The organism is Cytobacillus sp. GQ23, assembly GCF_059758675.1.
Genome location: NZ_JCAXER010000029.1, coordinates 25,029 through 44,982, shown reverse-complemented (window position 1 = coordinate 44,982; position 19,954 = coordinate 25,029). Strand labels below are relative to the sequence as shown.

General features: G+C 39.4%; 23 protein-coding genes. 9 read left to right on the top strand and 14 right to left on the bottom strand.

The genetic code is table 11. From position 1 onward, the window contains the following. Positions 1-322: 322 nt before the first annotated feature. A complete protein-coding gene (locus AC6CHU_RS21055; RefSeq protein WP_498122709.1) occupies positions 323-1,183 on the top strand; it encodes a mechanosensitive ion channel family protein in 861 nt (286 codons plus the stop codon). A 77-nt stretch (positions 1,184-1,260) separates the two neighbouring features. On the opposite strand, the gene AC6CHU_RS21050 is transcribed toward AC6CHU_RS21055, so the two are convergent. The 8 genes from AC6CHU_RS21050 to AC6CHU_RS21015 form a co-directional block, all read right to left on the bottom strand. Further along, positions 1,261-2,385, bottom strand: coding sequence for an N-acetyldiaminopimelate deacetylase (locus AC6CHU_RS21050; RefSeq protein ID WP_498122707.1), 1,125 nt, complete (start codon positions 2,383-2,385; stop codon positions 1,261-1,263). Positions 2,386-2,503: 118 nt separating this feature from the next. Further along, entirely contained in the window at positions 2,504-3,214 is a 711-nt protein-coding gene (gene dapD, locus AC6CHU_RS21045; protein ID WP_498122706.1) for a 2,3,4,5-tetrahydropyridine-2,6-dicarboxylate N-acetyltransferase, read from the bottom strand. A 113-nt stretch (positions 3,215-3,327) separates the two neighbouring features. Next, a complete protein-coding gene (gene ccpC / locus AC6CHU_RS21040; protein ID WP_159862495.1) occupies positions 3,328-4,212 on the bottom strand; it encodes a transcriptional regulator CcpC in 885 nt (294 codons plus the stop codon). 131 nt (positions 4,213-4,343) lie between these two features. Continuing rightward, positions 4,344-5,843, bottom strand: a complete 1,500-nt coding sequence (locus tag AC6CHU_RS21035; protein WP_159862748.1) for an MDR family MFS transporter — start codon at positions 5,841-5,843, stop codon at positions 4,344-4,346. Positions 5,844-5,982: 139 nt separating this feature from the next. Then, positions 5,983-6,429 (bottom strand): cyclic-di-AMP-binding protein CbpB, encoded by a 447-nt coding sequence (gene cbpB / locus AC6CHU_RS21030; protein WP_498122705.1) that lies wholly within the window; start codon positions 6,427-6,429, stop codon positions 5,983-5,985. Positions 6,430-6,500: 71 nt separating this feature from the next. After that, positions 6,501-6,644, bottom strand: a complete 144-nt coding sequence (locus AC6CHU_RS21025; RefSeq protein ID WP_201306473.1) for a hypothetical protein — start codon at positions 6,642-6,644, stop codon at positions 6,501-6,503. Positions 6,645-6,695: 51 nt separating this feature from the next. Continuing rightward, positions 6,696-6,845, bottom strand: a complete 150-nt coding sequence (locus AC6CHU_RS21020; protein ID WP_159862493.1) for a hypothetical protein — start codon at positions 6,843-6,845, stop codon at positions 6,696-6,698. A 79-nt stretch (positions 6,846-6,924) separates the two neighbouring features. Beyond that, positions 6,925-7,161 carry a YkuJ family protein gene (locus AC6CHU_RS21015; RefSeq protein ID WP_035328567.1) on the bottom strand — a complete coding sequence of 79 codons (237 nt, stop codon included), beginning with the start codon at positions 7,159-7,161 and terminating at the stop codon, positions 6,925-6,927. Between the two features lie 183 nt (positions 7,162-7,344). On the opposite strand from AC6CHU_RS21015, the gene AC6CHU_RS21010 reads away from it, so the two are divergent. Beyond that, positions 7,345-8,295, top strand: coding sequence for an MBL fold metallo-hydrolase (locus AC6CHU_RS21010; protein ID WP_498122703.1), 951 nt, complete (start codon positions 7,345-7,347; stop codon positions 8,293-8,295). A gap of 58 nt (positions 8,296-8,353) precedes the next feature. Next, a complete protein-coding gene (locus AC6CHU_RS21005) occupies positions 8,354-8,590 on the top strand; it encodes a glutaredoxin family protein (RefSeq protein WP_498122701.1) in 237 nt (78 codons plus the stop codon). Between the two features lie 38 nt (positions 8,591-8,628). Here AC6CHU_RS21005 and AC6CHU_RS21000 read toward each other — a convergent pair whose 3' ends face one another. The 3 genes from AC6CHU_RS21000 to AC6CHU_RS20990 form a co-directional block, all read right to left on the bottom strand. Beyond that, on the bottom strand, positions 8,629-9,324 hold the full coding sequence (locus tag AC6CHU_RS21000) for a DUF3993 domain-containing protein (protein ID WP_498122699.1): 696 nt from the start codon (positions 9,322-9,324) through the stop codon (positions 8,629-8,631). Between the two features lie 257 nt (positions 9,325-9,581). After that, complete coding sequence (locus AC6CHU_RS20995) at positions 9,582-9,821, bottom strand: hypothetical protein (RefSeq protein ID WP_251283164.1); 240 nt, start codon at positions 9,819-9,821, stop codon at positions 9,582-9,584. 75 nt (positions 9,822-9,896) lie between these two features. Further along, the gene (locus AC6CHU_RS20990) at positions 9,897-11,111 is read right to left on the bottom strand and encodes an EAL domain-containing protein (protein WP_159862488.1); all 1,215 of its coding nucleotides are present in this window, start codon (positions 11,109-11,111) and stop codon (positions 9,897-9,899) included. Positions 11,112-11,307: 196 nt separating this feature from the next. Here AC6CHU_RS20990 and AC6CHU_RS20985 point away from each other — a divergent pair, with 196 nt between their 5' ends. Continuing rightward, positions 11,308-12,090 carry a C39 family peptidase gene (locus AC6CHU_RS20985; protein WP_159862487.1) on the top strand — a complete coding sequence of 261 codons (783 nt, stop codon included), beginning with the start codon at positions 11,308-11,310 and terminating at the stop codon, positions 12,088-12,090. A 44-nt stretch (positions 12,091-12,134) separates the two neighbouring features. Here AC6CHU_RS20985 and fadH read toward each other — a convergent pair whose 3' ends face one another. Then, positions 12,135-12,899 carry a 2,4-dienoyl-CoA reductase gene (gene fadH / locus AC6CHU_RS20980; protein WP_498122697.1) on the bottom strand — a complete coding sequence of 255 codons (765 nt, stop codon included), beginning with the start codon at positions 12,897-12,899 and terminating at the stop codon, positions 12,135-12,137. A 252-nt stretch (positions 12,900-13,151) separates the two neighbouring features. On the opposite strand from fadH, the gene AC6CHU_RS20975 reads away from it, so the two are divergent. The 5 genes from AC6CHU_RS20975 (at position 13,152) to AC6CHU_RS20955 (ending at position 17,225) form a co-directional block, all read left to right on the top strand. Next, the gene (locus AC6CHU_RS20975; protein ID WP_498122695.1) at positions 13,152-14,027 is read left to right on the top strand and encodes a metallophosphoesterase; all 876 of its coding nucleotides are present in this window, start codon (positions 13,152-13,154) and stop codon (positions 14,025-14,027) included. A 122-nt stretch (positions 14,028-14,149) separates the two neighbouring features. Continuing rightward, positions 14,150-14,647 (top strand): L,D-transpeptidase family protein, encoded by a 498-nt coding sequence (locus tag AC6CHU_RS20970; protein ID WP_159862747.1) that lies wholly within the window; start codon positions 14,150-14,152, stop codon positions 14,645-14,647. A gap of 128 nt (positions 14,648-14,775) precedes the next feature. After that, complete coding sequence (locus AC6CHU_RS20965; protein ID WP_159862484.1) at positions 14,776-15,384, top strand: PadR family transcriptional regulator; 609 nt, start codon at positions 14,776-14,778, stop codon at positions 15,382-15,384. After that, a complete protein-coding gene (locus tag AC6CHU_RS20960) occupies positions 15,381-16,661 on the top strand; it encodes an MFS transporter (protein ID WP_498122694.1) in 1,281 nt (426 codons plus the stop codon). The genes AC6CHU_RS20965 and AC6CHU_RS20960 overlap by 4 nt, the downstream gene beginning before the upstream one ends. A 78-nt stretch (positions 16,662-16,739) precedes the next feature. Then, positions 16,740-17,225 carry a YkyB family protein gene (locus AC6CHU_RS20955; RefSeq protein WP_201306472.1) on the top strand — a complete coding sequence of 162 codons (486 nt, stop codon included), beginning with the start codon at positions 16,740-16,742 and terminating at the stop codon, positions 17,223-17,225. Positions 17,226-17,462: 237 nt separating this feature from the next. On the opposite strand, the gene AC6CHU_RS20950 is transcribed toward AC6CHU_RS20955, so the two are convergent. Together AC6CHU_RS20950 and AC6CHU_RS20945 are read right to left on the bottom strand one after the other, a co-directional pair. Continuing rightward, on the bottom strand, positions 17,463-18,368 hold the full coding sequence (locus tag AC6CHU_RS20950) for a chemotaxis protein (RefSeq protein WP_159862481.1): 906 nt from the start codon (positions 18,366-18,368) through the stop codon (positions 17,463-17,465). A 251-nt stretch (positions 18,369-18,619) separates the two neighbouring features. Beyond that, positions 18,620-19,939 carry an MFS transporter gene (locus tag AC6CHU_RS20945; RefSeq protein WP_498122692.1) on the bottom strand — a complete coding sequence of 440 codons (1,320 nt, stop codon included), beginning with the start codon at positions 19,937-19,939 and terminating at the stop codon, positions 18,620-18,622. Positions 19,940-19,954: the final 15 nt, after the last annotated feature.

The following is a 19,954-nucleotide window of genomic DNA, read 5'->3' as shown; positions in this document are numbered from 1 at the left end:
CGAAGTATTTTTCCACCCCTTTTTGTTTGATTCCGCACTTTTTTTAAATTAATTTTTATAAGTAATCATCTGTTTATATCCCTATGTCCTCCCGGATTGCATATGCTTGAAATGCTAACTGTTTGCATATAGAACACTGTTGCGATAAAATGATGACTTTGATAATAAGGCTCTTTTAAATATTCTGTTGTCTTTCACCGTCTGCCAAGGTTTGTCCATTTCGGGGATCTCGTGCTGTTCGGCAGATTCAACATAGTAAATCAGCTTAAAAAAGCAGAAAACCATGCTAAAACAGCCAATAATTATGAGAGGACAGGAATAAATGGAATATCTAAGTTTTTCACAAATTAATTGGGAAGCTCTTCTTATTAATGGAGGACTAATTCTATTAAAACTGGCAGCTATCTATTTTGCATTTTTAATCGTTAAATCAGCAGGGAATAAAATCATTCAAAAAAGCTTTGAGGGAATTTCAAAAAAGGATAGAATATCACCCGGAAGATCGAAAACATTGCTGAGTCTTGCCGAAAACATATTTTCATATGTTCTTATTTTTATTTTCGCGGTAACGGTTCTGCAGATTTTTGGAATAAAGGCAACTGCTATTCTAGCCGGTGCCGGAGTAATTGGCTTAGCAGTAGGATTTGGAGCACAGGGACTTGTCAGCGATGTAGTAACAGGATTTTTTATCTTGCTGGAAAGACAAATTGATGTAGGGGATTATGTAACAGCTGGAAACTACTCAGGTATAGTGGAACAAATTGGATTAAAAACCACTCAAATCCGCGGATTTGACGGAACTTTACATTATCTGCCCAACCGGGAAATTACCAGTCTTAGCAACCATTCGCGCGGCAATATGCGCGCACTGGTTGATATAGGAATCTCTTATAATGACAATATTGATGAAGCCATCACAGTTCTTCAGGAAGCTTGCGACAGGATCGCCGAAAAAAACAAGGCGATTGTTGAAGGACCTAACGTTATCGGAGTACAAACATTAGGCTCATCTGATGTTGTATTAAGAATCATAGCCAAGACAGAAAACATGGAACAGTGGGCTGTCGAACGGCAGCTTAGAAAAGCGCTTAAAGAGGCCTTGGAAGCTGGCGGGATTGAAATTCCATTCCCTCATCAGGTGCTGATTCAAAAACAGGCAGGAAGGGATAGTTCCACTGGATAAATAGAAAGCAAAAAAGCTGATTTCACAGATCCTAAAAAGGAGTATATGAAATCAGCTTTTTATTATATTTATGGGCATCAGCCTTTATATCTTAAATATCCTGAAATCAATTCAATTGCCTTATTGATTGCCCTTTCATCCGGGTTCAGCCTTGCATGATGGAGTCCATATTCTGAATCGACGCCAAGCCAAAACATGAAGCCCGGAATTTCTTCAACCATATAGCCGAAATCCTCACCAGTCATGGCTTCCCGACATTCAACCACATTAATGTCTGTATTGGTTCGGACAAAATCCATGAATTCCCTTGTTAAAGTTTCCTCATTGTAAACCTGATGATACATGCTTCCGTAGTCGATAGAAGCTTCACATTCATACCCAACTTCGATTCCTTTGACAAGTGCCTGAATTCTGCTTTTTACTTTCTTCATTGATTCTGGTGATAGGGTACGAATAGTCCCTTCAAGCCTAGCTTTTTCAGCTATTATATTTTGAACAGTGCCACCTGTTATTTTTCCGATTGTAACAACTGCGCTGTCCAGGGGATCAACGTTCCTCGAAATGATGGACTGAAGCTGGGTGACCAGCGTACATGCGGCCACGACCATATCATTGGTATTATGCGGATATGCTGCATGTCCCCCTTTTCCTTTTAAATCAATGAAAAGTTCAGAGGTATTCGCAAAGAGCAAGCCTTCCCTCAATGCGATGGTTCCGACAGAATATTCCGGTGCAATATGGAGGGCTAATATCATATCCGGCATCCATTCCTTCATTATTTCAGATTTAAGCATAGGCTCAGCTCCGCCAGGTCCTTCTTCAGCTGGCTGAAATATAAACAGTAAATCATCGTTAATGCGTTCTTCAATAAATTTGGTTATTAGGCCAAGTGCAATAGACATATGAAAATCATGTCCGCAGGCATGCATTTGTTCACTATGTTCTGATGTAAAAGGCAAACCAGTTTCCTCAATGATTGGCAGTCCATCTATATCAGCACGATACCCAATCATCCTGGAGGGATTCCTGCCGCTGATTTTCACAAAAATACCCGTTTTCCAAGTTTTAATTTCCATATTATCCTGAGGAAGAGAATTCAGGTAATCTAATAGAAACTGCTGCGTTTTAATTTCCCGGAACCCCAGCTCCGGGATTTTATGCAGCTCCCGCCGCAATGCAACGAATGGATTGTTAGTGGCCAAAACTATTTTCCCCCTTGTTCAAAATGCATCTTATAATTAATCTGCATAATAGAAATGGATAACCAGAGATTTATCCCTTTAGAAAAAGCGCGGATCGCGATCCACGCTTTCTAAACTCTTATAATTGGCGAAGCTCCTGCTTAATTTCTGTTTTAGACTTAGTCTTTTCATCAATCTCTTTAATAACACGGGCTGGTGTTCCTGCTACCACTGTATATGGAGGCACATCATCAATAACAATCGCGCCTGCAGCAACTACAGCTCCCTTACCAACAGTTACACCTTCCAGAACCACAGCATTGGCTCCGATTACTACATCATCTTCTACAACCACAGGTTTAGCAGAAGGAGGCTCAATAACGCCAGCCAATACAGTTCCCGCTCCAATATGGCAATTCTTTCCGACTGTAGCTCTTCCGCCAAGGACAACATTCATGTCAATCATTGTGCCTTCTCCTATTACTGATCCGATATTAATGGAGGCACCCATCATGATTACTGCGTTATCTCCGATTTCTACCTGATCACGGATGATGGCACCCGGCTCAATGCGCGCTTTAATATTTTTCATATCAAGCAATGGAATCGCTGAGTTTCTGCGGTCATTTTCAACCACATAATCTTCTATTTTTGACTGGTTTTCTTCAATAGCCTGGCTAATTTCTGACCATTCACCAAACACAACCCCGGTGCTGCCATTTAAAAAGACCTTTGCTGAGGATCCGAAGTTGATCTCTTCTAAATCACCTTTAATATAAACCTTTACAGGTGTGGATTTTGTGCTGTTTTGGATAAAAGAAATAATCTCATTGGCATCCATCATTTTCATATTAAAAATCCTCCTCTATGTATAACTTTGCAACTAGCATTACTTTAACAAACAAAAGCGCTGAAAACAAGAAAAATAAATGTCTGAAAAGAAAATAGATTGCTAGTGGAGTATCATTGTCTTTCCTCTTCTATATGCTCCTTTATTAACTCAACAAATGCCTGCACCTGCTTGAGCTGGAAGGCAGATTCGTATCCGAGCAGCCATGTATCACGCTTAATCGGCATATTATTTTCATCGAGGAGCGGGATCTTAAAAATATTTTTCTCAGCACCATTGAGTGTAATGGCCGGGAGAATGGCGTATCCTATTCCATTGAAAGTCATTTGCTTGCATGTTTCTATTTGGTCAACTACTATTGTTCTTTTTGGCGATGTTTTGAATTGCCGCAGCCACCAGTCCTGAATTTCCTGATAATAGTTGGAATCGCTTTTAAATTGAATAAAAGGCCGATCTGTTTCAAGAACCTGCTCAGGTTTAGTAATCTCTGTATCAACCAGATAAAGGCTATCCTTAAATAAAGGAATTTTAATTCCCTTCCAATCCGGAGTACCTCTGATAATTCCAATATGCACCTGATCATCATAGAGAGATTTTAATATTTCACTGCTCCATCCGGTGATCAGAGAAATTTTGGCCTGGGGGTAGCGGCTGACAAACTTTTTAAGAACCTGAGGGAGCCAATTTTGTCCGACAATAGAGGCAACTGCTATTTTTAATGTGCCATGAACCTCCGAATTCAGGGCAGTAATTGACTCCCTGACTTTTTCTTCCTTTGCCAGCACTTCATTGACAAATTGTATAACAATTTCTCCCGCAGGAGTCATTGACAAACCCTTTTGGGAGCGGAGGAACAGCTTGTTACCCCATTCTTTTTCAATATTCACAAGGCGCTGTGAAAGAGCCGGCTGCGATACAAATAAACGCTCAGCGGCTTTCCTCATATTCATTTCCTGTGCCAGCACAGATAAAAGATGAAATTCTGTAAGTGAAGACATAAACATCTTCCCTTCATAACTTTTTCTTATAGTATATCTTAAACACTTTTAAATTTCTTTATCATCAATAATGTTCTGGAGGAGAAATATAAAAATCCCTGCACGTTAAATGCAGAGATTTCAGGGAGTGCTTAATCGGCTGTTTCTTTTTCATGCTTTGGCAGTGAGATAACTAATAAGAAGCTTATCACTGCAAATATCAGCACTGCATAATACACAGAATGAAGTGAAACGGTAAGACCATTTTGCAGAATCTCCTTTATTCCAGTATCCATGCTGTTTCTGGCTTCTTCATTTAAAAGTACATTTGCGGAATCTAAAGATAAACTGTCATCTATGCCTTCGCCATTTTGCTGTATATATGATTTAATCTGGCTGTTCAGAATTCCTCCCAGTAAGGCAGCTCCTATAGTGTTTCCAAGGTTTCTCATAAACATATTGGCTGCCGTGGCAATTCCCCTTTGATTCCATTCCACAGTACTCTGAATGGATACAATAAAAGCTGTAGTGGTCAAGCCCATACCGGCCCCGACCAAAAAGCTCCCTGCCGCTGCCCATACTGGCCCCGCTTCAGGAGTGAGTGTAACAAACATAATACTGCCTGCAATCAAAAATACTCCGCCTATTACAGATGTACTTCTAAAACCAATTTTCAAAAGCAGCTTCCCAGCCGCTGCAGAAGCTATCGGCCATCCAATCGACATTGTGGTAAGTGTAAAGCCTGCTACTATTGGAGATTTCTCCATGACGCCCTGCACAAATGCCGGAAGAAAACTGGAAATTCCAATCAGCATTACACCGGTTGTTAATGAAGCCAAATTGGCAATTAATATCGGCTTCTCCTTCCATATATTAAAAGGCATCATTGGCTCTGCAGCTTTTTGTTCCTGCAGGATAAACAAGAAAAAGGCTATTACGCTGACTGCTAAAAGGCTGATTGCTTCAATGGAATTCCAGGCCCAATTTGTTCCTCCCTCTACAAGCACAACCATTAGAGAAGAAATGGAAACCGTTAATAGCACAGCTCCTGCATAATCGATCTGATGCTTTTTCCTTTCCACATTTTCATGGAGGAAAAGCCACAAGCCTGCAATAGCCAGGATGCCAAGCGGAATGTTAACCCAAAAAACATATCTCCAGCTGACGAATTCAACAAGAAGACCCCCTATTGCCGGGCCCATAATAGCTGAAATTCCCCAAACGCTTGATAAATAGCCCTGCACCTGGGCCCTTTCCTCTTTTGTGTAAATATCCCCGACAATGGTTGTGGCAATCGGCATTACTGCACCCGCACCAAAACCCTGGATTAACCGAAAAATAATCAGCGCTGTCATTGATTCAGCAAAGCCGCATAAGATGGAACCAATTAAAAATATGATAATACCAAACGTCAAAACGGGCTTTCGCCCAAATAAGTCTGAAAGCTTACCGTAAATCAAAACAGTTACAGCATTCATCAACAGGTATGCTGAAAAGACCCAGCTATATAAAGCAAATCCGCCTAAATCACCAACAATGGCAGGCATCGCAGTTGATACAATGGTTGCCTCAATGGCCCCCATGAACATGGCAAGCATTACTGCAGCCAGTACAAATGGCTTTTTGGTCACTTTCCTCTTTCCTTGAGGCATTTTTTTATGTAAAGTTTGACTCAAGTGTTTCCCCTCCATGATTAAAAACATGAATAACGCATGCAAATGACGGCAATAAAACCGCCTGTATTCTCACCATTGAAAAATAAAGCAAGCTCCCACTGCGGGGAGCTGATTTCTATCGTTTATTTAATCGTCTGATATGTTTATTTAGCTGATCTAATACTGTTCTGCGAGTCAGTATTCCCTCAAAGTAGCCTTCCTTGTTTTCAACACAAACAAATGGATGGTCAACTAATAGCGCGATCGATTGCTGTATAGAAGATGCAGCATCAAGCCGTGGAATATTTGTGTTCATAGCTTCTTCAACCCTTTTTTTCTCCAGCTGCTCAAACTCAATCCGCTCAAGACCAAGAATGGAATCCATGATAATAGGTGTGCTGATTAAGCCCTGCAGCTTATATTGCGGGTCAAGTACAGGAATTGCTGTATATCCGCTTTTCGTTAGTACTAAGAGGGCATGCTCCAGGTTGTTGCCGACTTGTACATGAGCTACCCGTTCAGAAGGAATCATGAAATCACTGATATTAAATTCTAAAAATTCCTCGCTATGGAGACTGATCATCACCGAAAACTCCTCAAAAATTAGTTATGCTTCTTAACCATTTTATCATAGTCTCCGGTAATTTGCGCCTATTAACCTTTGCTGGTTTGAATGTCTTTAACTTCATAGCTGCAGTAAGGACAGTGAAAAATAACATTTTGATTTGATTGTGCAGTTAAAACAGCATCAATTTCTTTTTCCTTCTTACAGCTCGGACATATTACAGTTGGCATCATTCTGCTTCACCTCGTGATTGTAGGGTCTTATACTATTTATTGTTCTCAAGGCTATTTTTTCAAGTCCCGGTTATCTTTTAAAATTTCTTTCATTTCTTCAAGAGTTTTCCTTATCCGGATTACTTCTTTTTTTGTATTGATTACATCTGCAAGCAAAAGAAGAACAGTGAAGAACAGCAAAATTGTGAGCAGATAATCCATTTTTCACCTCGGGGAAAAATATTTTTTTAAGCAGCAATAAGAAAAGAGGCCCAAAAAGGCCCCTTATGTATGTGTTGAATTATTGAATCAAATCGAAAATTTCGATTGTGATCATATCAATGTTGTCAAATTGATATCTTTTTGGCTTTTCTTTATCGTTATATACTTCCAATTCAAATGTTTCATTTTTTGGATGAAAAGTTACCTGGCATTTCCTTTCACCATTCACCTCAAAAAATCTTTGCATCGGCTCTCCGCCTGTTGCTTGTTCCTGTAAGCTTTTTAAGCGTGTTAATATACCTTGAAGCTGTGACATGCTCTCTCTCCTTTCCAAAACAAAACCCATAATTCACATTTAGGTTTCTCTTTTGGCATGTTTCTATCCTAAAGAAATAAATTCAGAATATTCAAGCTTACTGCTTTACATACCAATATTAACAGAATAAAATATTGTCAGGTATTTGTACAAGCAAAAGCTTTGTAAAGGATGTGATTTTTTTTGGCAAAACCTGAAAAATTGGCGAAAAATCTATATTTAATTGATGACTTTGACCTCTCAATGGAAAAACGTACCGGTACATATGTCTTAAAAGAAGAAAAGCTGACCCTAATTGAGACCTCTGCCAGCCCCTCCATCCCCTATATATTAGATGGCCTTAAACAGCTTCACATTACTCCGGAGGAAATTGAGTATATCATTGTGACACACATTCATCTTGATCATGCAGGCGGCGCAGGCTTATTATTAACCCATTGTCCAAACGCAAAGGTTATTGTCCACCCGAAAGGTGCAAGGCACTTAGCAGACCCTTCACGGTTAATCACCGGTGCAAAAGCTGTTTATGGAGATCAATTCGATGAATTGTTTAATCCCATACTTCCTGTTCCCGAGGATAAAATTATTATAAAAGAGCATGAAGAAGAGCTTGAAATTGGTCCAAATTGCACGCTGAAATTTTATGATTCGCCCGGACATGCGAATCACCATTTCAGTATTTTTCATCCTGCATTAAATGGAATGTTTACAGGAGATACTGCGGGTGTATGTTATCCGCGGCTAAAAGAACATGGGATTGAATTATATTTGCCCTCAACTTCACCAAATCAATTTAACCCATTCAAAATGCTTAAATCCATTGAGATGTACGAAAAAATGAACCTTGAATTTATTTTCTTTGGGCATTATGGCATGAGTTCAAACCCAAAAGAAGTCTACAGGCAAATCAAAGATTGGCTTAAGATATTCATGAATGCCGGTGAAACAGCCTTTTCCAGTGGGGGCTCTACGGGTCATCAGACACAGGCTGCACAAGCACTGCTTGAAGAAAAAGTTAAAGGTTATTTAAAGGGTAAAGGCATTCCGCTTGACCATCCTGTATATGAGGTTCTTGCTGTCGATATCGCTGTTTGCTCAATGGGTTTGATTGATTACCTGCATAAAGCAAACTGATTGCCTGCTCGATCATCCTGCATTAAGATAGAATACAAAAAGCCGGGAGGATCGAATATTGAAAGAGATTGTTTTATATACACAGCCGGATTGTCCGCCCTGTGAAATTACAAAGATGTTTTTGAATGAGAATGGATATGCTTTTACAATAAAAGATATAAAAAAAGACGTGGAGGCACATAAAGAGCTGACCAGGAAGTATAAATCCTTTTCTACACCCACTGTTGTTATCGGGGAGACTGTCATTAGGGGATTTGACCTGGAAAAACTAATATCCGCGATAGGAATGAAATAAAAAAAGAGCTTAAAAGCCCTTTTAGCTTTTAAGCTCTTTTAATTGGCTGCCAGCTGTCCATGCAGCTCCTTCTTTTCAAATAAAGCATTTATACCTTGGCTGTCAGTTATGAGCATGCTTCCTGAACGAAACATGGCTTCAAATGGATTCAACAGGAATCCAAATTGATAGGAAGGAGTATTTAGCCAATTTGCTTCAGGTGCTTTAAATGCGGTTCGTTCTGCCGCTTCTTGCTTGCCCTCAGCTTTCTTTATTATTTTCTCAGGAATTTCTCCCATGAATTTGGCGACTTTTATTTCCTCCCCATACTTCGTAAGCATGACACCTTCATAATGACTTTCATAGCCTACAGGCCCCTCATGATTTTCCGGAAAATATTCATACACATAGACATTACCGCTTTCTTCAACTACTTTTGTGTTGTCCGAATAAGTAAAAAACGGAACGTAGTATGCAGCCGAATCAGATCCAAGGGCAAAATATTTGCCATTTTCTGAAACAAGGTTTTCCTTGAGAAACTGATTTTTAGCTTCTTCAGAAAAATAGGGGTCTAGCAATTCATTTACTTCGTTCATGCTTCGCTCTTCCCCGCTAAGATCCATCTGTGCCTGAAAAGCATTTTGCAGGAACCCGTATACCTCTTCTTTATCAGTATTTCTCTCGGCATAAGTTTGAGAAGGAATCAATGCGAACATTACTGCAATTGTAATAATAACTGATAAATGCTTGTACATTCCACTCTCCCTTTCTTTATCCATCTCTTAGTTTGTACCCTTCATTTTACCAATAAATAAATATCCTGATGCCAGCTTTCGTTCTCTAAATTCCCTTAAATTCTGACAGGAAAATTCTTTTCTTGTTAAGAATCTACCCGGATTGACAAAGAATTAACGCAGCAGAAGGAAAAGCATATATTAAAATTGGATGTAAATATTGTAAATTGTTCAAAATGAGTTTTTAAAAATTAAAAAAACCCTCCAGTGGAGGGCCTTTACCAAGTCCAGGTAAGTGAAAAATAAATAATCATAACTATAACGATTCCAAAGAAGATGGCAAATGCCAAAAAAATTGGATTCCTGATATAGGTATGCTTTTGAACATTCTCCGGCAGCTGTGCATCGATATTTCCCTTAACTGCCTTTCTTTCTTTACCAATCACCAAAGTGTAAACTAATGAATATACAAGTATTCCAAGTCCAATCAGTAATATGATTAATGCGAACATGCTCATGGTTAATCTCTCCTCGAGGAAAGTTCTACACTTACATTTCCTCAAATCAAGAATAGTTATACAAAAAAATTCAACTTATAATAGCCCATCATGTTCATATAAAAAATCGTATGATAAATCAACAAATAAGTAATCATTAGTATTAAGCGGGAAGGAAAAAGTCCTTATTGTTTCACCTGTCTCTATATCGGTATATAAATCAGAGAGTATTCCCTTTTTATTTATTCGCATTTTCATAATATTTTCAAGAAAATACGGTCGCCAGCTCCAATTTTTATGCAGATATTCCTTCTGAATAAGCCATCCTCCATCCCTTTTAAAGTAATTGGCAGAATTCTGAAATCCGTCTTCATCGCAAATATACAGCCGAAAAGCTGCCCCCTCTAAAAGGAGTGCGATCTGTTCCAAGGTTTCTTCATATACTGTAATCTTTTTGTTTTTATTTACATAATCAATCAGCTTTTCATTGAACTCAGATGTTACCTGATACAATGACTCCAGTTTTTTCTTTTCATGCACAATAAATCGGTGGCATTCAATTCGCAATTTTTCCTTTAAAATATCTCTGTCAGTGAAATTTTCTGCAGGTTTTTGCAAATAATATCCCTGATAATAACGTCCGCCATTTTTCCATGCATACTGAAGCTGGTAAACCATTTCAATATTTTCAAAAAGCATGCTTGCTCCGATTTTCCTGGCAAGCATGGATAACGAATAGAGTATATCATTAAAATTATAAGCAGTTGCATTTGATTTCATTGACTCTAGATCCACCTTTAAAATGTCCGGAGCCAATTGGCCTATCCGATCTAAATGACTGCTTTCATTTCCAAGTTTATCTATTGCTAACTTGATTCCATATGTCCGGTAATAATTTAAAAGATGATCCAGATGGTCAATATCGCCTTTATAATTCCTTTCGGTAATTTCCAATACAATCCGGTCAAGGCTTATGCCTTTTTTTCCATATTCCTGGAGGGTGTTTAGAAATTGTTCCCCATCATTATACATGAGCAAGTCAGCATCTCTATTGATAAAAATTAGAACATCTTTATCAAGATGCTGTGCCTTGCTTAAAGCCTTCTTTAACACTTCATAATCAACCTCAATCCGAAATTCTTCAGGAATATTTTCATCCTGAAAGAATGGACCAAGACTGACGACCCCATCCGTACCTTTATATCGGCCTAAGACCTCATAACCAATGACACGATGCTCATCTGCACTGAATATGGGCTGGAAATAGGGAAATACATTATCCAAATCTGTTAGGATATCCAATGCATCCATGTCCTAGCCTCCCTATGTATATAAATGAAACTGTGATTAATGAGTTATTATACCATATTTGCTTAAAACTTTTACTATTCAAAATATAGGTCCCGCGTCTTGATAAAACATGATTGTTTGGCAAAAGCTTAGCAGCATATTGCGGTGCTGTCTTCCACAACCTAATATCAGAACATCAAAAGAAAGAGGGTATTTTATGAGGAATTTCATGCTTATATCCCTTCTTATTCCTTTGCTTGGCTGCGGACATTCAGAACCGGCCAGTCCTGTCCAAGAGACTGATATGACTTCCAAAGAGCTGAATGCCCAAATACCAGTTAATGCAGAAAAGGAACAGCCGAAAGTAAAAGTCCAATCGACAGAACCTGCTAAGGCTGTAAAAAAACGATCTGTGATCATTGATGTTCCACTAATTAAACAAAATCCGGAATTGAAGTATGGATGTGAAGTAACCAGCCTGACAATGGTTCTGCAGCACGCAGGTGTCAAAGTCGGGAAAATGGTTTTATACAATGAAGTAAAAAAAGATAGTGATCCGCTGATACGCTCAAAAGGTGATATTTTAAAATGGGGTAATCCTGCAGAAGGATTTGTAGGCGATATGACAGGAAGAACTGCCGGATACGCAGTTTTTGATAAACCAATTGAAGAATTGGTAAATAAATACCTTCCTGGAAGAGCCGTTAATTTAACCGGCCAAGATTTTGAAGCAGTTCTTATGCATGTCTCCAAAGGATATCCTGCTGTCGTCTGGACGACAGGTGACTATAGGCTTCCTGACCGCTGGGAATCGTGGACTCACTCCGGCAAAACCATTAAAACTCCATTGGATCTTCATGCAGTCGTATTGGTAGGATATGATGATCATTATGTTTTTCTAAACGACCCCCTCTCAGGAAAAAAACAGGTGAAGGTTTCAAAAGAGCGATTTAACTCTTCATGGAAAGCATTGCAGTCAAGAGCTGTAAGTTATCAATAGGTTATGTCAGCCGGCTGAAAATATTCAGCCGGCTTTTATATTCATTAGAACGGAAACTGGTTCAGCCACTGGCCGCCATCCATTGTAATGCACTCTCCATTAATATAACCTGCATGCTCAGAGAATAGAAAGAAGGCCAATTCTGCAATTTCTTCCGGCTTTCCAAGCCTGCCCAGCGGCACACTTTGAAGTGTCCTTTGTGCAGCCTTTTCCGATTCCCACAGCCGGTCTGCCCCTCCCGTCCTTTCAATTGGACCTGGAGCTATAGCATTTACCCTGATACCGTATTTTCTTCCCCATTCGACAGCCAATGTTCTTGTCATGGATAACACCCCAGCTTTTGCGGCAGCTGAGTGTATAACTCCAGCTCCAGCGTCCCATGCATATGTAGCTACCATATTGATTATGCTTCCCTTAATTCCCTTTTCAATCCAGTATTTGCCGACTTCGCTCGAACAATAAAAGGTTCCATTCAACACAATATTAATAACAGAATTCCAGCCATTTGCACTTAGCTCCTCAGCAGGGCATATGAAGTTTCCTGCAGCATTATTGACAAGGAAGTCAACCTGCCCAAACGTATTAAGCGTTCCTTTAAGCATATATTTAAGATGTTCAATCTCGCGGACATCCATTTGAATGGTCAAAACTTGTCCCTTTGATGTTTCAATTTCAGCTTTGGCTGTCTCGAGGCGTTCGGCGTTTCTGCCTGTTATAACCACATTCGCACCGGCTTCAGCAAAACGCTTTGCCATAAATTTCCCCATGCCGCTGGAACCGCCAGTAACAATGACTGTTTTATTTTTCATCCTAATTCCCCTCCCAAAAAATGAATGATCATTCATTTATATTTTACCATTAAATATAGAATTTTCGAATTATTATTTATAAATAAATACTTAAATCAATTTAAGGAAAATGAAGGATAAAAAACAAGCATAGTTACTCCTTCTTTTTAATAGGATAGTTTGATAGTATTAAAGATACTGTAATGAGAAGGCCTTCTTTCTCTTCTCGTACAAACTCCAGTAAAAATTTTTAAAGATAGGTTGGTATGTCCAATGCCGGAAAAATTGTCCAGAAGATCTTTTCTAAAAAGAACTCTCGGCTTTTTTGCTGCTGTGTGTGGTATTAGTGCAGGCGGTTATTATTATTCACGGGAAATGGAGCCTCGGCTCCTGGAAATCACAAACTACAAAATATCTGACAGCGCAATTCCCCAAGCATTCAATAATAAAAAAATTATCCAATTCAGCGACACCCATTTAGGATTTCAGTATGAACTGAAACAGCTTGAAGAATTGATTGAAAAGATAAACAGCCTGAAGCCTGATATTGTATTCTTTACAGGTGACCTGATGGATGAACCAAATAAATATCAGGAGGCAGACCAGATTGCACCGATCCTGAAAAGACTTCAGGCACCGCTTGGCAGATTTGCTATTTATGGGAATCATGATCACGGGGGCTATGGTTCAGATATCTATAAATCTATTATGGAAGATTCAGGATTTACTCTTTTACTGAATGAAAATCGCAAACTCGAATTTTCCGGAAGCAGCATTGGGATTATAGGCATTGATGATGCTATGCTCGGAAGGCCGGACATAAAGCTGGCCAGCGAAAATATGGACGAGGCATCATATAACATTTTATTGTCCCACGCACCGGATTTAGCAGATGCAGCCTCTGCTTTCAGCATCAACCTGCAGTTGAGCGGCCATAGTCATGGCGGCCAAATAAAACTCCCATTCTTTGGAGCCTTAGTTAAACCTCCTCATGCTGAAAGATACTATGAAGGTTTTTATGAAATTGGCCGTCAAAACCCTTTAACTCTTTATGTAAACAGAGGGCTTGGGACAACCAGACTGCCCTTCCGCTTTTTGTCCAGACCGGAACTGACGGTGTTTACCCTGCAATCAGACAGCAGCAAGTAATGGGAAAGCAAATTATGCTGCTTTCCTTTTTTAATGCATTCAGGACATAATTCAAGCAATAAGTTACAAGATGATTTTCTCATGCATATATTAATAAACCTTATAAGAATGAGGTGGTTGCTATTTACCATATAGTAAAGCCTGGTGAAACAATGTCTGTCATCGCGCAAAATTACCGCCGCCCTCTAAGCAGGCTATTGGCGGCAAACCCTGCCATTGTTAATCCAGGGCTAATTTATCCTGGCCAGCGAGTCTTAATACCAGGACTGCCTGAACCGGATTCCATACCATATACAATTATAGTTTCAAGAGGCAAAAAAACCTTAACTCTTTTATCTAACGGTACCGTGCAAAAAGTCTATCCCATTGCAGTAGGAAAAATGCTGACGCTAACCCCAATTGGAGAGTTTGTAATTGTGAACAGAGAACCTGACCCCGGCGGCCCATATGGGGCCATGTGGCTTTCTCTATCTAAATACGGCTATGGAATTCACGGAACCAATAACCCTTCTTCAATCGGCCAATCTGTTTCCAAAGGCTGTATACGCATGTATAACCAGGATGTACTGCAATTGGCAAGCATAGTGCCAAATGGCACAAGGGTAATCATACAGCCATAGAGAACATCCTCCTTCAAAAAAGCTTTCGCTTAAAAATTGCGAAAGTTTTTTATTTTTTGTTGATTTTTTTATAAACAAAACATATCATATTGATATATCATACTGATACATCGAAAGGAGAATTATCCTTGTCTGTAGAACATACCATCCTAGCTGTACTAAGCTTTTGGCCCAGCACGGGATATAAAATCAAATCTGAATTTGAACACAAAGCTGCTGGCCTATATTGGGGAATGAGCTATGGGAGCATATATCCCAAATTAAAAAAGCTGGAAGAAGAAGGATTTATCTATACACTCGAACAGGAAGACGATGGAAGAAGAAAAAAAATGTATGAACTCACAGCTAAAGGCTGGAAAGAGTTTGAGAATTGGCTGAGGACACCTCCTGCTTTCCCTGTTATTAAAGATGAACTGCTAATGAAAATGTCAACCTGGCATGAAGATATGGATAATGAAGTGCTAATCAGCCATTTATTAAAAAGAAAAGAGGAAGCTTCAGATATCCTTAAATTCGTAAAGGAGTGGCCTGGAAATGGGTATTCCTATGTCAGCAAGCTTGGCTCTCTCTCAATTCGATATGCCGAAATGAAGCTTGAAACAGAAATTAAATGGATAGAGGAATCAATTGAAGCTCTACAAACAGATAATCTGCCGGACGGCCAGGACCCTTATGGCAATACTGAAAAGCTGCTGAACAGGCGGAGGATGGCCATCGGAAAGGATGAAGGAAAATGACAGCGAAACCAGGAATCTTTAAACCGCTCAAACTAAAATCCTTTCGCGTACTTTTTGGTGCCCAGTTATTTTCCGACCTGGGGAACTGGCTTGATTTTATTGCGTTGCAGGTTATTGTCGCTTATCACTGGGGGCTGGATGAAACGGCCATTGCCTCAGTTATTATCGTTCTTGGTCTTCCCTGGGTCATCATTGGCCCATTTGCGAGTGTGTTTGTGGATAGAATGCCCAAAAAGGCAGTTATGATCGTTTGCCTCCTTTTAAGAGTAGTCTTTGTAGCAGGCTTATTTTACGCCCCTAATCTATACATTCTGCTTTTATTTGTGTTTTTAAAAGGAACCGTTTCGGCACTTTATGATCCGGCCAGGCAGAGTGTCATCCGGATGATTGTACCTGAAAACATGCTGCCTGAAGCAGTAACTTTAAGCCAGCTTTCAGTTAACACGATGAAAATTGCCGGGCCGGCATTAGGAGGGGGAATAATAGCTGTTTTTGGACCTAAAAGCCCTTTTTTGTTTGAAGCTGCAGGATTCCTTATAGCTGTTTTTTTCCTCTTGTTTCTTCCCAACTTAAAGTCCTTTGAAGAATCAGATAAAATTTTGGATGGCGGACACGCAAACAAAAGGAGTTTTTGGAAAGACTTTTCCGATGGAATTCGGCATATTTCCCGTACACCTCTTTTGAAGATCTCGATTATTCTTTCTTCTGCAGCTTTTTTCATTATTTTCCTTTATGATGGTCTGTTTGTCTTTATTGCAAAACAGATTGGGTTTAATGAGGGGAATTTTGGTATGCTCATCAGTGCAGTGGGAGCAGGCAGTGTTGCCGGTTCACTTTTGCTGGGCCAATGGACAGGGTGGAACCGGAAGCCCATCCATTTAATGAGTTCTTCAGCCATCTTAAGCGGCACCTTAATAGCAGCTGTTGGACTTGGAGGTTTAGGTTTTCTTAATTTGTCACAACTGGCCTGGATAATCGGTGCATGTCTTTTAGGTCTCTTAGGTGCAGGAGAATCTGTTCCCTACGGCTATGTTCTTCAATCTGAAACACCAAAGCAAATGATGGGCAGAGTTTCTGCTGCCGCTATGTCCCTGCAGACTTTTTCGATGCTTATTGCGCCTGCGGCAGGTGCTCTTCTGGCAAAAAAGCTAGGCGCCTCTTTTGTTATGATTGGCGCAGGCTTTGCTACGACATTATTGGGACTCACCATGCTTATAATTATATGGAAAAAATCTGGATATTTTCAGCCCGTTAGCAGTAAACAGCTGGACGCATAAGCTTTTATTGTCTCAACTCTATACTATGTTGGTTTTATTGCCTAAAAGGGGTATAATACGTTTATACCCCTTTAAAATATGAAAGGAGATTGGAAATTGAATTCTGACAAGAAACAATATCCCCATCTGCAACCAACGGTTGAAAACCTCTCTCAAGCCATCTTCACCGTTAACCGCCATGCAAAGACAGCACCAAATCCTAAATTTTTGTATAAATTAAAGCATGATGCATTGCACAAGCTGATCAAAGAAGGTAAAGCCCAAAAAGCTGGCTTGCATTATTCAGGTAATCCTAAAAACAGCCAGCAGCAATCTGATGTTCTTGTAAAGTGCGGGAATTATTCTTTTCACCTCCCGCCATCTAAAGAGGATTTTTTAGAGCTTCCGCATTTGGGCAAGCTGGATTCCTTCGTCCGAAATCCAAAGTCCTCCTTATCACTTAATGCAGCGAAAAAATTGCTAATGTCATATACAGGACTAAAGGAGCTTAATAGCCCGCCGAATGAAAAAAAACAGCGCTATCAAAAACCAGTATTTAAAAAATTAGGAGAAAGTTACTTTTAATCATTGAAAGTACTAGTGCCAGCTCACCCCCGGCAAGCAGAAAAAGAGGTTCTCAATGAAAAGCTTAGTTTATATGGTGAGAAATGAAGAGGGCGGCTGCCCCGGAAGCCGAACCTAGACAAGCCTGTGGACTCAAGGAGGCAGACGCTGGAGCTGAACAGTTATCAAGATTACAGTTTTACTTTCATACCTAACACTAAAAAAGCTGGAATGAAGAAATCCAGCTTTTTAGTTTGCTTATAAAGCATGCTGATCAATTAAAAGCACTAATTCTGCAATTTCCGGCTTGCTCACCTGTGCATCCGCTCCAACCATCTGTCCTTTATGGCGAAGATCTTCAGTAATCAATGAAGAAAAAATGATTACAGGAAGTTTTGCAAGTATCGGATCATCTTTCACCTTTTTAGTCAGATGATGTCCATCCATTTGCGGCATTTCGATATCGGTAATCATGAGCTGCACTTCGTCAGTGACATTCCGTCCGGACGCTGCTAATGAGTGAAGATATGTATAAGCTTCAAATCCGTTTTCAAAAAATTTGATCCGGGAAAATCCCGCTTCATTCAATGTATCGTTCAAAAGCTTTCTTAATAATGGAGAATCCTCCGCTATAATCAGCTTCTTATTAGATCTTTCACGCTTTCCAAGTTTTTGCACCTTTTGAATGCTGATCCCTGAATCCGGATTTATTTCTGTGACCATTTTTTCAAAATCAAGCATCAGGACCATCTCTCCACCTAGTTTAATGATTCCGATAATCTGACTTTCCTGCCCCTGGTACATTTCAGATGGTTTTTCTATTTGGTTCCAGGAAATTCGGTGGATTTTCGAAACATTATGAACATGAAAAACAATTTTCTGCTGATTAAACTCTGTCACAATAAACTTATCCTGCTGCGGGGTTTCTGATGAAGCCATATTCAATGAAGAAGCTACATCAACCACAGGAAGCACCTCACCCCTCAGTTCAATGATTCCTTCAATATTTCTATGTGAATGAGGGACAGGAGTGACCTGCACAGGGTTTATAATTTCCTTCACTTTGATCACATTAATTCCGAATTTATTCCTGCCTATCGAAAATTCAACAATTTCTAGTTCATTTGTTCCACTTTCAAGTAAAATGCCTTTATTCTGATCCACTTCTTTTCGTCCTTCCTTTTCCATCTGCCTATTTCAAATCCTGCCCTTCAAATAATAACTCTTCAAGAAGAGCACATGCTACTATCTGAGTCTTTTTCTCTATTAATATACCATGAATGGATAAAATTTCTTATGTAAATTTGATATATCATGTAAAAAGTCCCGATTTATACAGCAGCAGTCAGTAATGTTAATACTAAAAAGCAGGCCCTTAGCGGCCTGCTTATGGAATCTAAACAAGATGTACTGCTTTATTCAGGAATGCTTTCTTCTTTAATTTTTGAATGAACGAGCAGTCCAATTACAGTCAAAATCATCAATGAGCCAAGTGCCAGTCTGCTTGCCAGGTTTCCGTAGCTTGCAAAGATCAGGGTTATGCTTCCGTAAATGAGCGGACCAATAATGGAAGATACTTTTCCTGAAAAGGCAAACAAACCAAAAAACTGTCCTCTTTTATCTTCAGGAGTTAATTCCACTATATACGTTCTTGTGGTTACCCACATCGAACCCAGGGCAACGCCAAACATGCTGCCGGCAATCCAGAACATGACTTCATTGACAGCGCCAACCGCAATTGCCAATGCAACAAGAAGAAGGATACCAACATACTTTACCGCTTTATTTGCTCCTTTCGCCTTGGTTATATAGCCAAATACAAAAGATCCAATTATACTCGAAACCGTGGAAACCAGATATAACAAAATGAATTTGCCAGTTGTAAAACCGACTATCGTTTTTGCATAAACGGCCATCATCGCAATCGTTGTAGCTATTGCATCATTTAAGAAAAAATAAGCAATCATGAAAGTGAAAATTGATTTATAATGTTTCATTTCATTAAAAGTCTGCCAGACTTCCTTATAGCCTGATAAAAATGTTTGTTTTTCTTTTACCTGGCTGGGCTTATCTTTAACAAAGAAAAATAGCGGCAATGAAAACACCAGAAATAAAATAGCAGTTGGTATGAAGGATTCGTGAAAACCATCATCACCTACAAACAAATAAACAGTCAGTCCTACAAGGGTTCCAATATAACCGACTGCTACTCCGAAACCCGAAATCAGCGGAATATCCTGTTTTGTTCCCAAGTCTGAGATCATTGCATCGTAAAAAACCAGACTGGAATGGAAAAAAAACTTTGCAATAACAAAACAAATAATAACCAGTGCAAGATAAACAGGCAGCCCAAATACTTTCCCGCTAATTTGGCTGGATGCAAAAACTCCCATAAAAATCGTTGCCATGACAGTAATAAGAGTGAATATAACTATATATTTCTTTTTTCTTCCTGTCCGGTCTATCATAACCCCGAACAAGGGGGAAAACAGGACAAGAAAAAAGCTTGCCAACGCATTAGAATAAGATATAAAAGTACTAGCAATCTGATTTAAAACTTCGTTCTCCCCTATTACTTCCTGCAGGTAAAAAGGAAAAAATATCGTATTAATGTTGGATGAAAAAATGGTATTCGCAAAATCATATAGTGCCCATGATACGATTGGCAGGGTCATATACAGGCGCAGAGAATTGAATTTCCCCGGTTTCTTAAGCTCCGTTCTTTCTATTTCCATGCCATCAGCTCCTTC

Bases quoted from the DNA above. Each gene is read 5' to 3' on its own strand.
- AC6CHU_RS21035 (WP_159862748.1), bottom strand. From the start codon at position 5,843: ATGCCTCAAGGAAAGAGGAAAGTGACCAAAAAGCCATTTGTACTGGCT.
- cbpB (WP_498122705.1), bottom strand. From the start codon at position 6,429: ATGATCAGTCTCCATAGCGAGGAATTTTTAGAATTTAATATCAGTGAT.
- AC6CHU_RS20985 (WP_159862487.1), top strand. From the start codon at position 11,308: ATGAGGAATTTCATGCTTATATCCCTTCTTATTCCTTTGCTTGGCTGC.
- AC6CHU_RS21000 (WP_498122699.1), bottom strand. From the start codon at position 9,324: ATGTACAAGCATTTATCAGTTATTATTACAATTGCAGTAATGTTCGCA.
- AC6CHU_RS20975 (WP_498122695.1), top strand. From the start codon at position 13,152: ATGCCGGAAAAATTGTCCAGAAGATCTTTTCTAAAAAGAACTCTCGGC.
- AC6CHU_RS21015 (WP_035328567.1), bottom strand. From the start codon at position 7,161: ATGTCACAGCTTCAAGGTATATTAACACGCTTAAAAAGCTTACAGGAA.
- AC6CHU_RS20945 (WP_498122692.1), bottom strand. From the start codon at position 19,939: ATGGAAATAGAAAGAACGGAGCTTAAGAAACCGGGGAAATTCAATTCT.
- AC6CHU_RS20960 (WP_498122694.1), top strand. From the start codon at position 15,381: ATGACAGCGAAACCAGGAATCTTTAAACCGCTCAAACTAAAATCCTTT.
- AC6CHU_RS20990 (WP_159862488.1), bottom strand. From the start codon at position 11,111: ATGGATGCATTGGATATCCTAACAGATTTGGATAATGTATTTCCCTAT.
- AC6CHU_RS20955 (WP_201306472.1), top strand. From the start codon at position 16,740: ATGAAAGGAGATTGGAAATTGAATTCTGACAAGAAACAATATCCCCAT.
- fadH (WP_498122697.1), bottom strand. From the start codon at position 12,899: ATGAAAAATAAAACAGTCATTGTTACTGGCGGTTCCAGCGGCATGGGG.
- dapD (WP_498122706.1), bottom strand. From the start codon at position 3,214: ATGAAAATGATGGATGCCAATGAGATTATTTCTTTTATCCAAAACAGC.
- AC6CHU_RS21020 (WP_159862493.1), bottom strand. From the start codon at position 6,845: ATGGATTATCTGCTCACAATTTTGCTGTTCTTCACTGTTCTTCTTTTG.
- AC6CHU_RS21055 (WP_498122709.1), top strand. From the start codon at position 323: ATGGAATATCTAAGTTTTTCACAAATTAATTGGGAAGCTCTTCTTATT.
- AC6CHU_RS21025 (WP_201306473.1), bottom strand. From the start codon at position 6,644: ATGATGCCAACTGTAATATGTCCGAGCTGTAAGAAGGAAAAAGAAATT.
- AC6CHU_RS20995 (WP_251283164.1), bottom strand. From the start codon at position 9,821: ATGAGCATGTTCGCATTAATCATATTACTGATTGGACTTGGAATACTT.
- ccpC (WP_159862495.1), bottom strand. From the start codon at position 4,212: ATGTCTTCACTTACAGAATTTCATCTTTTATCTGTGCTGGCACAGGAA.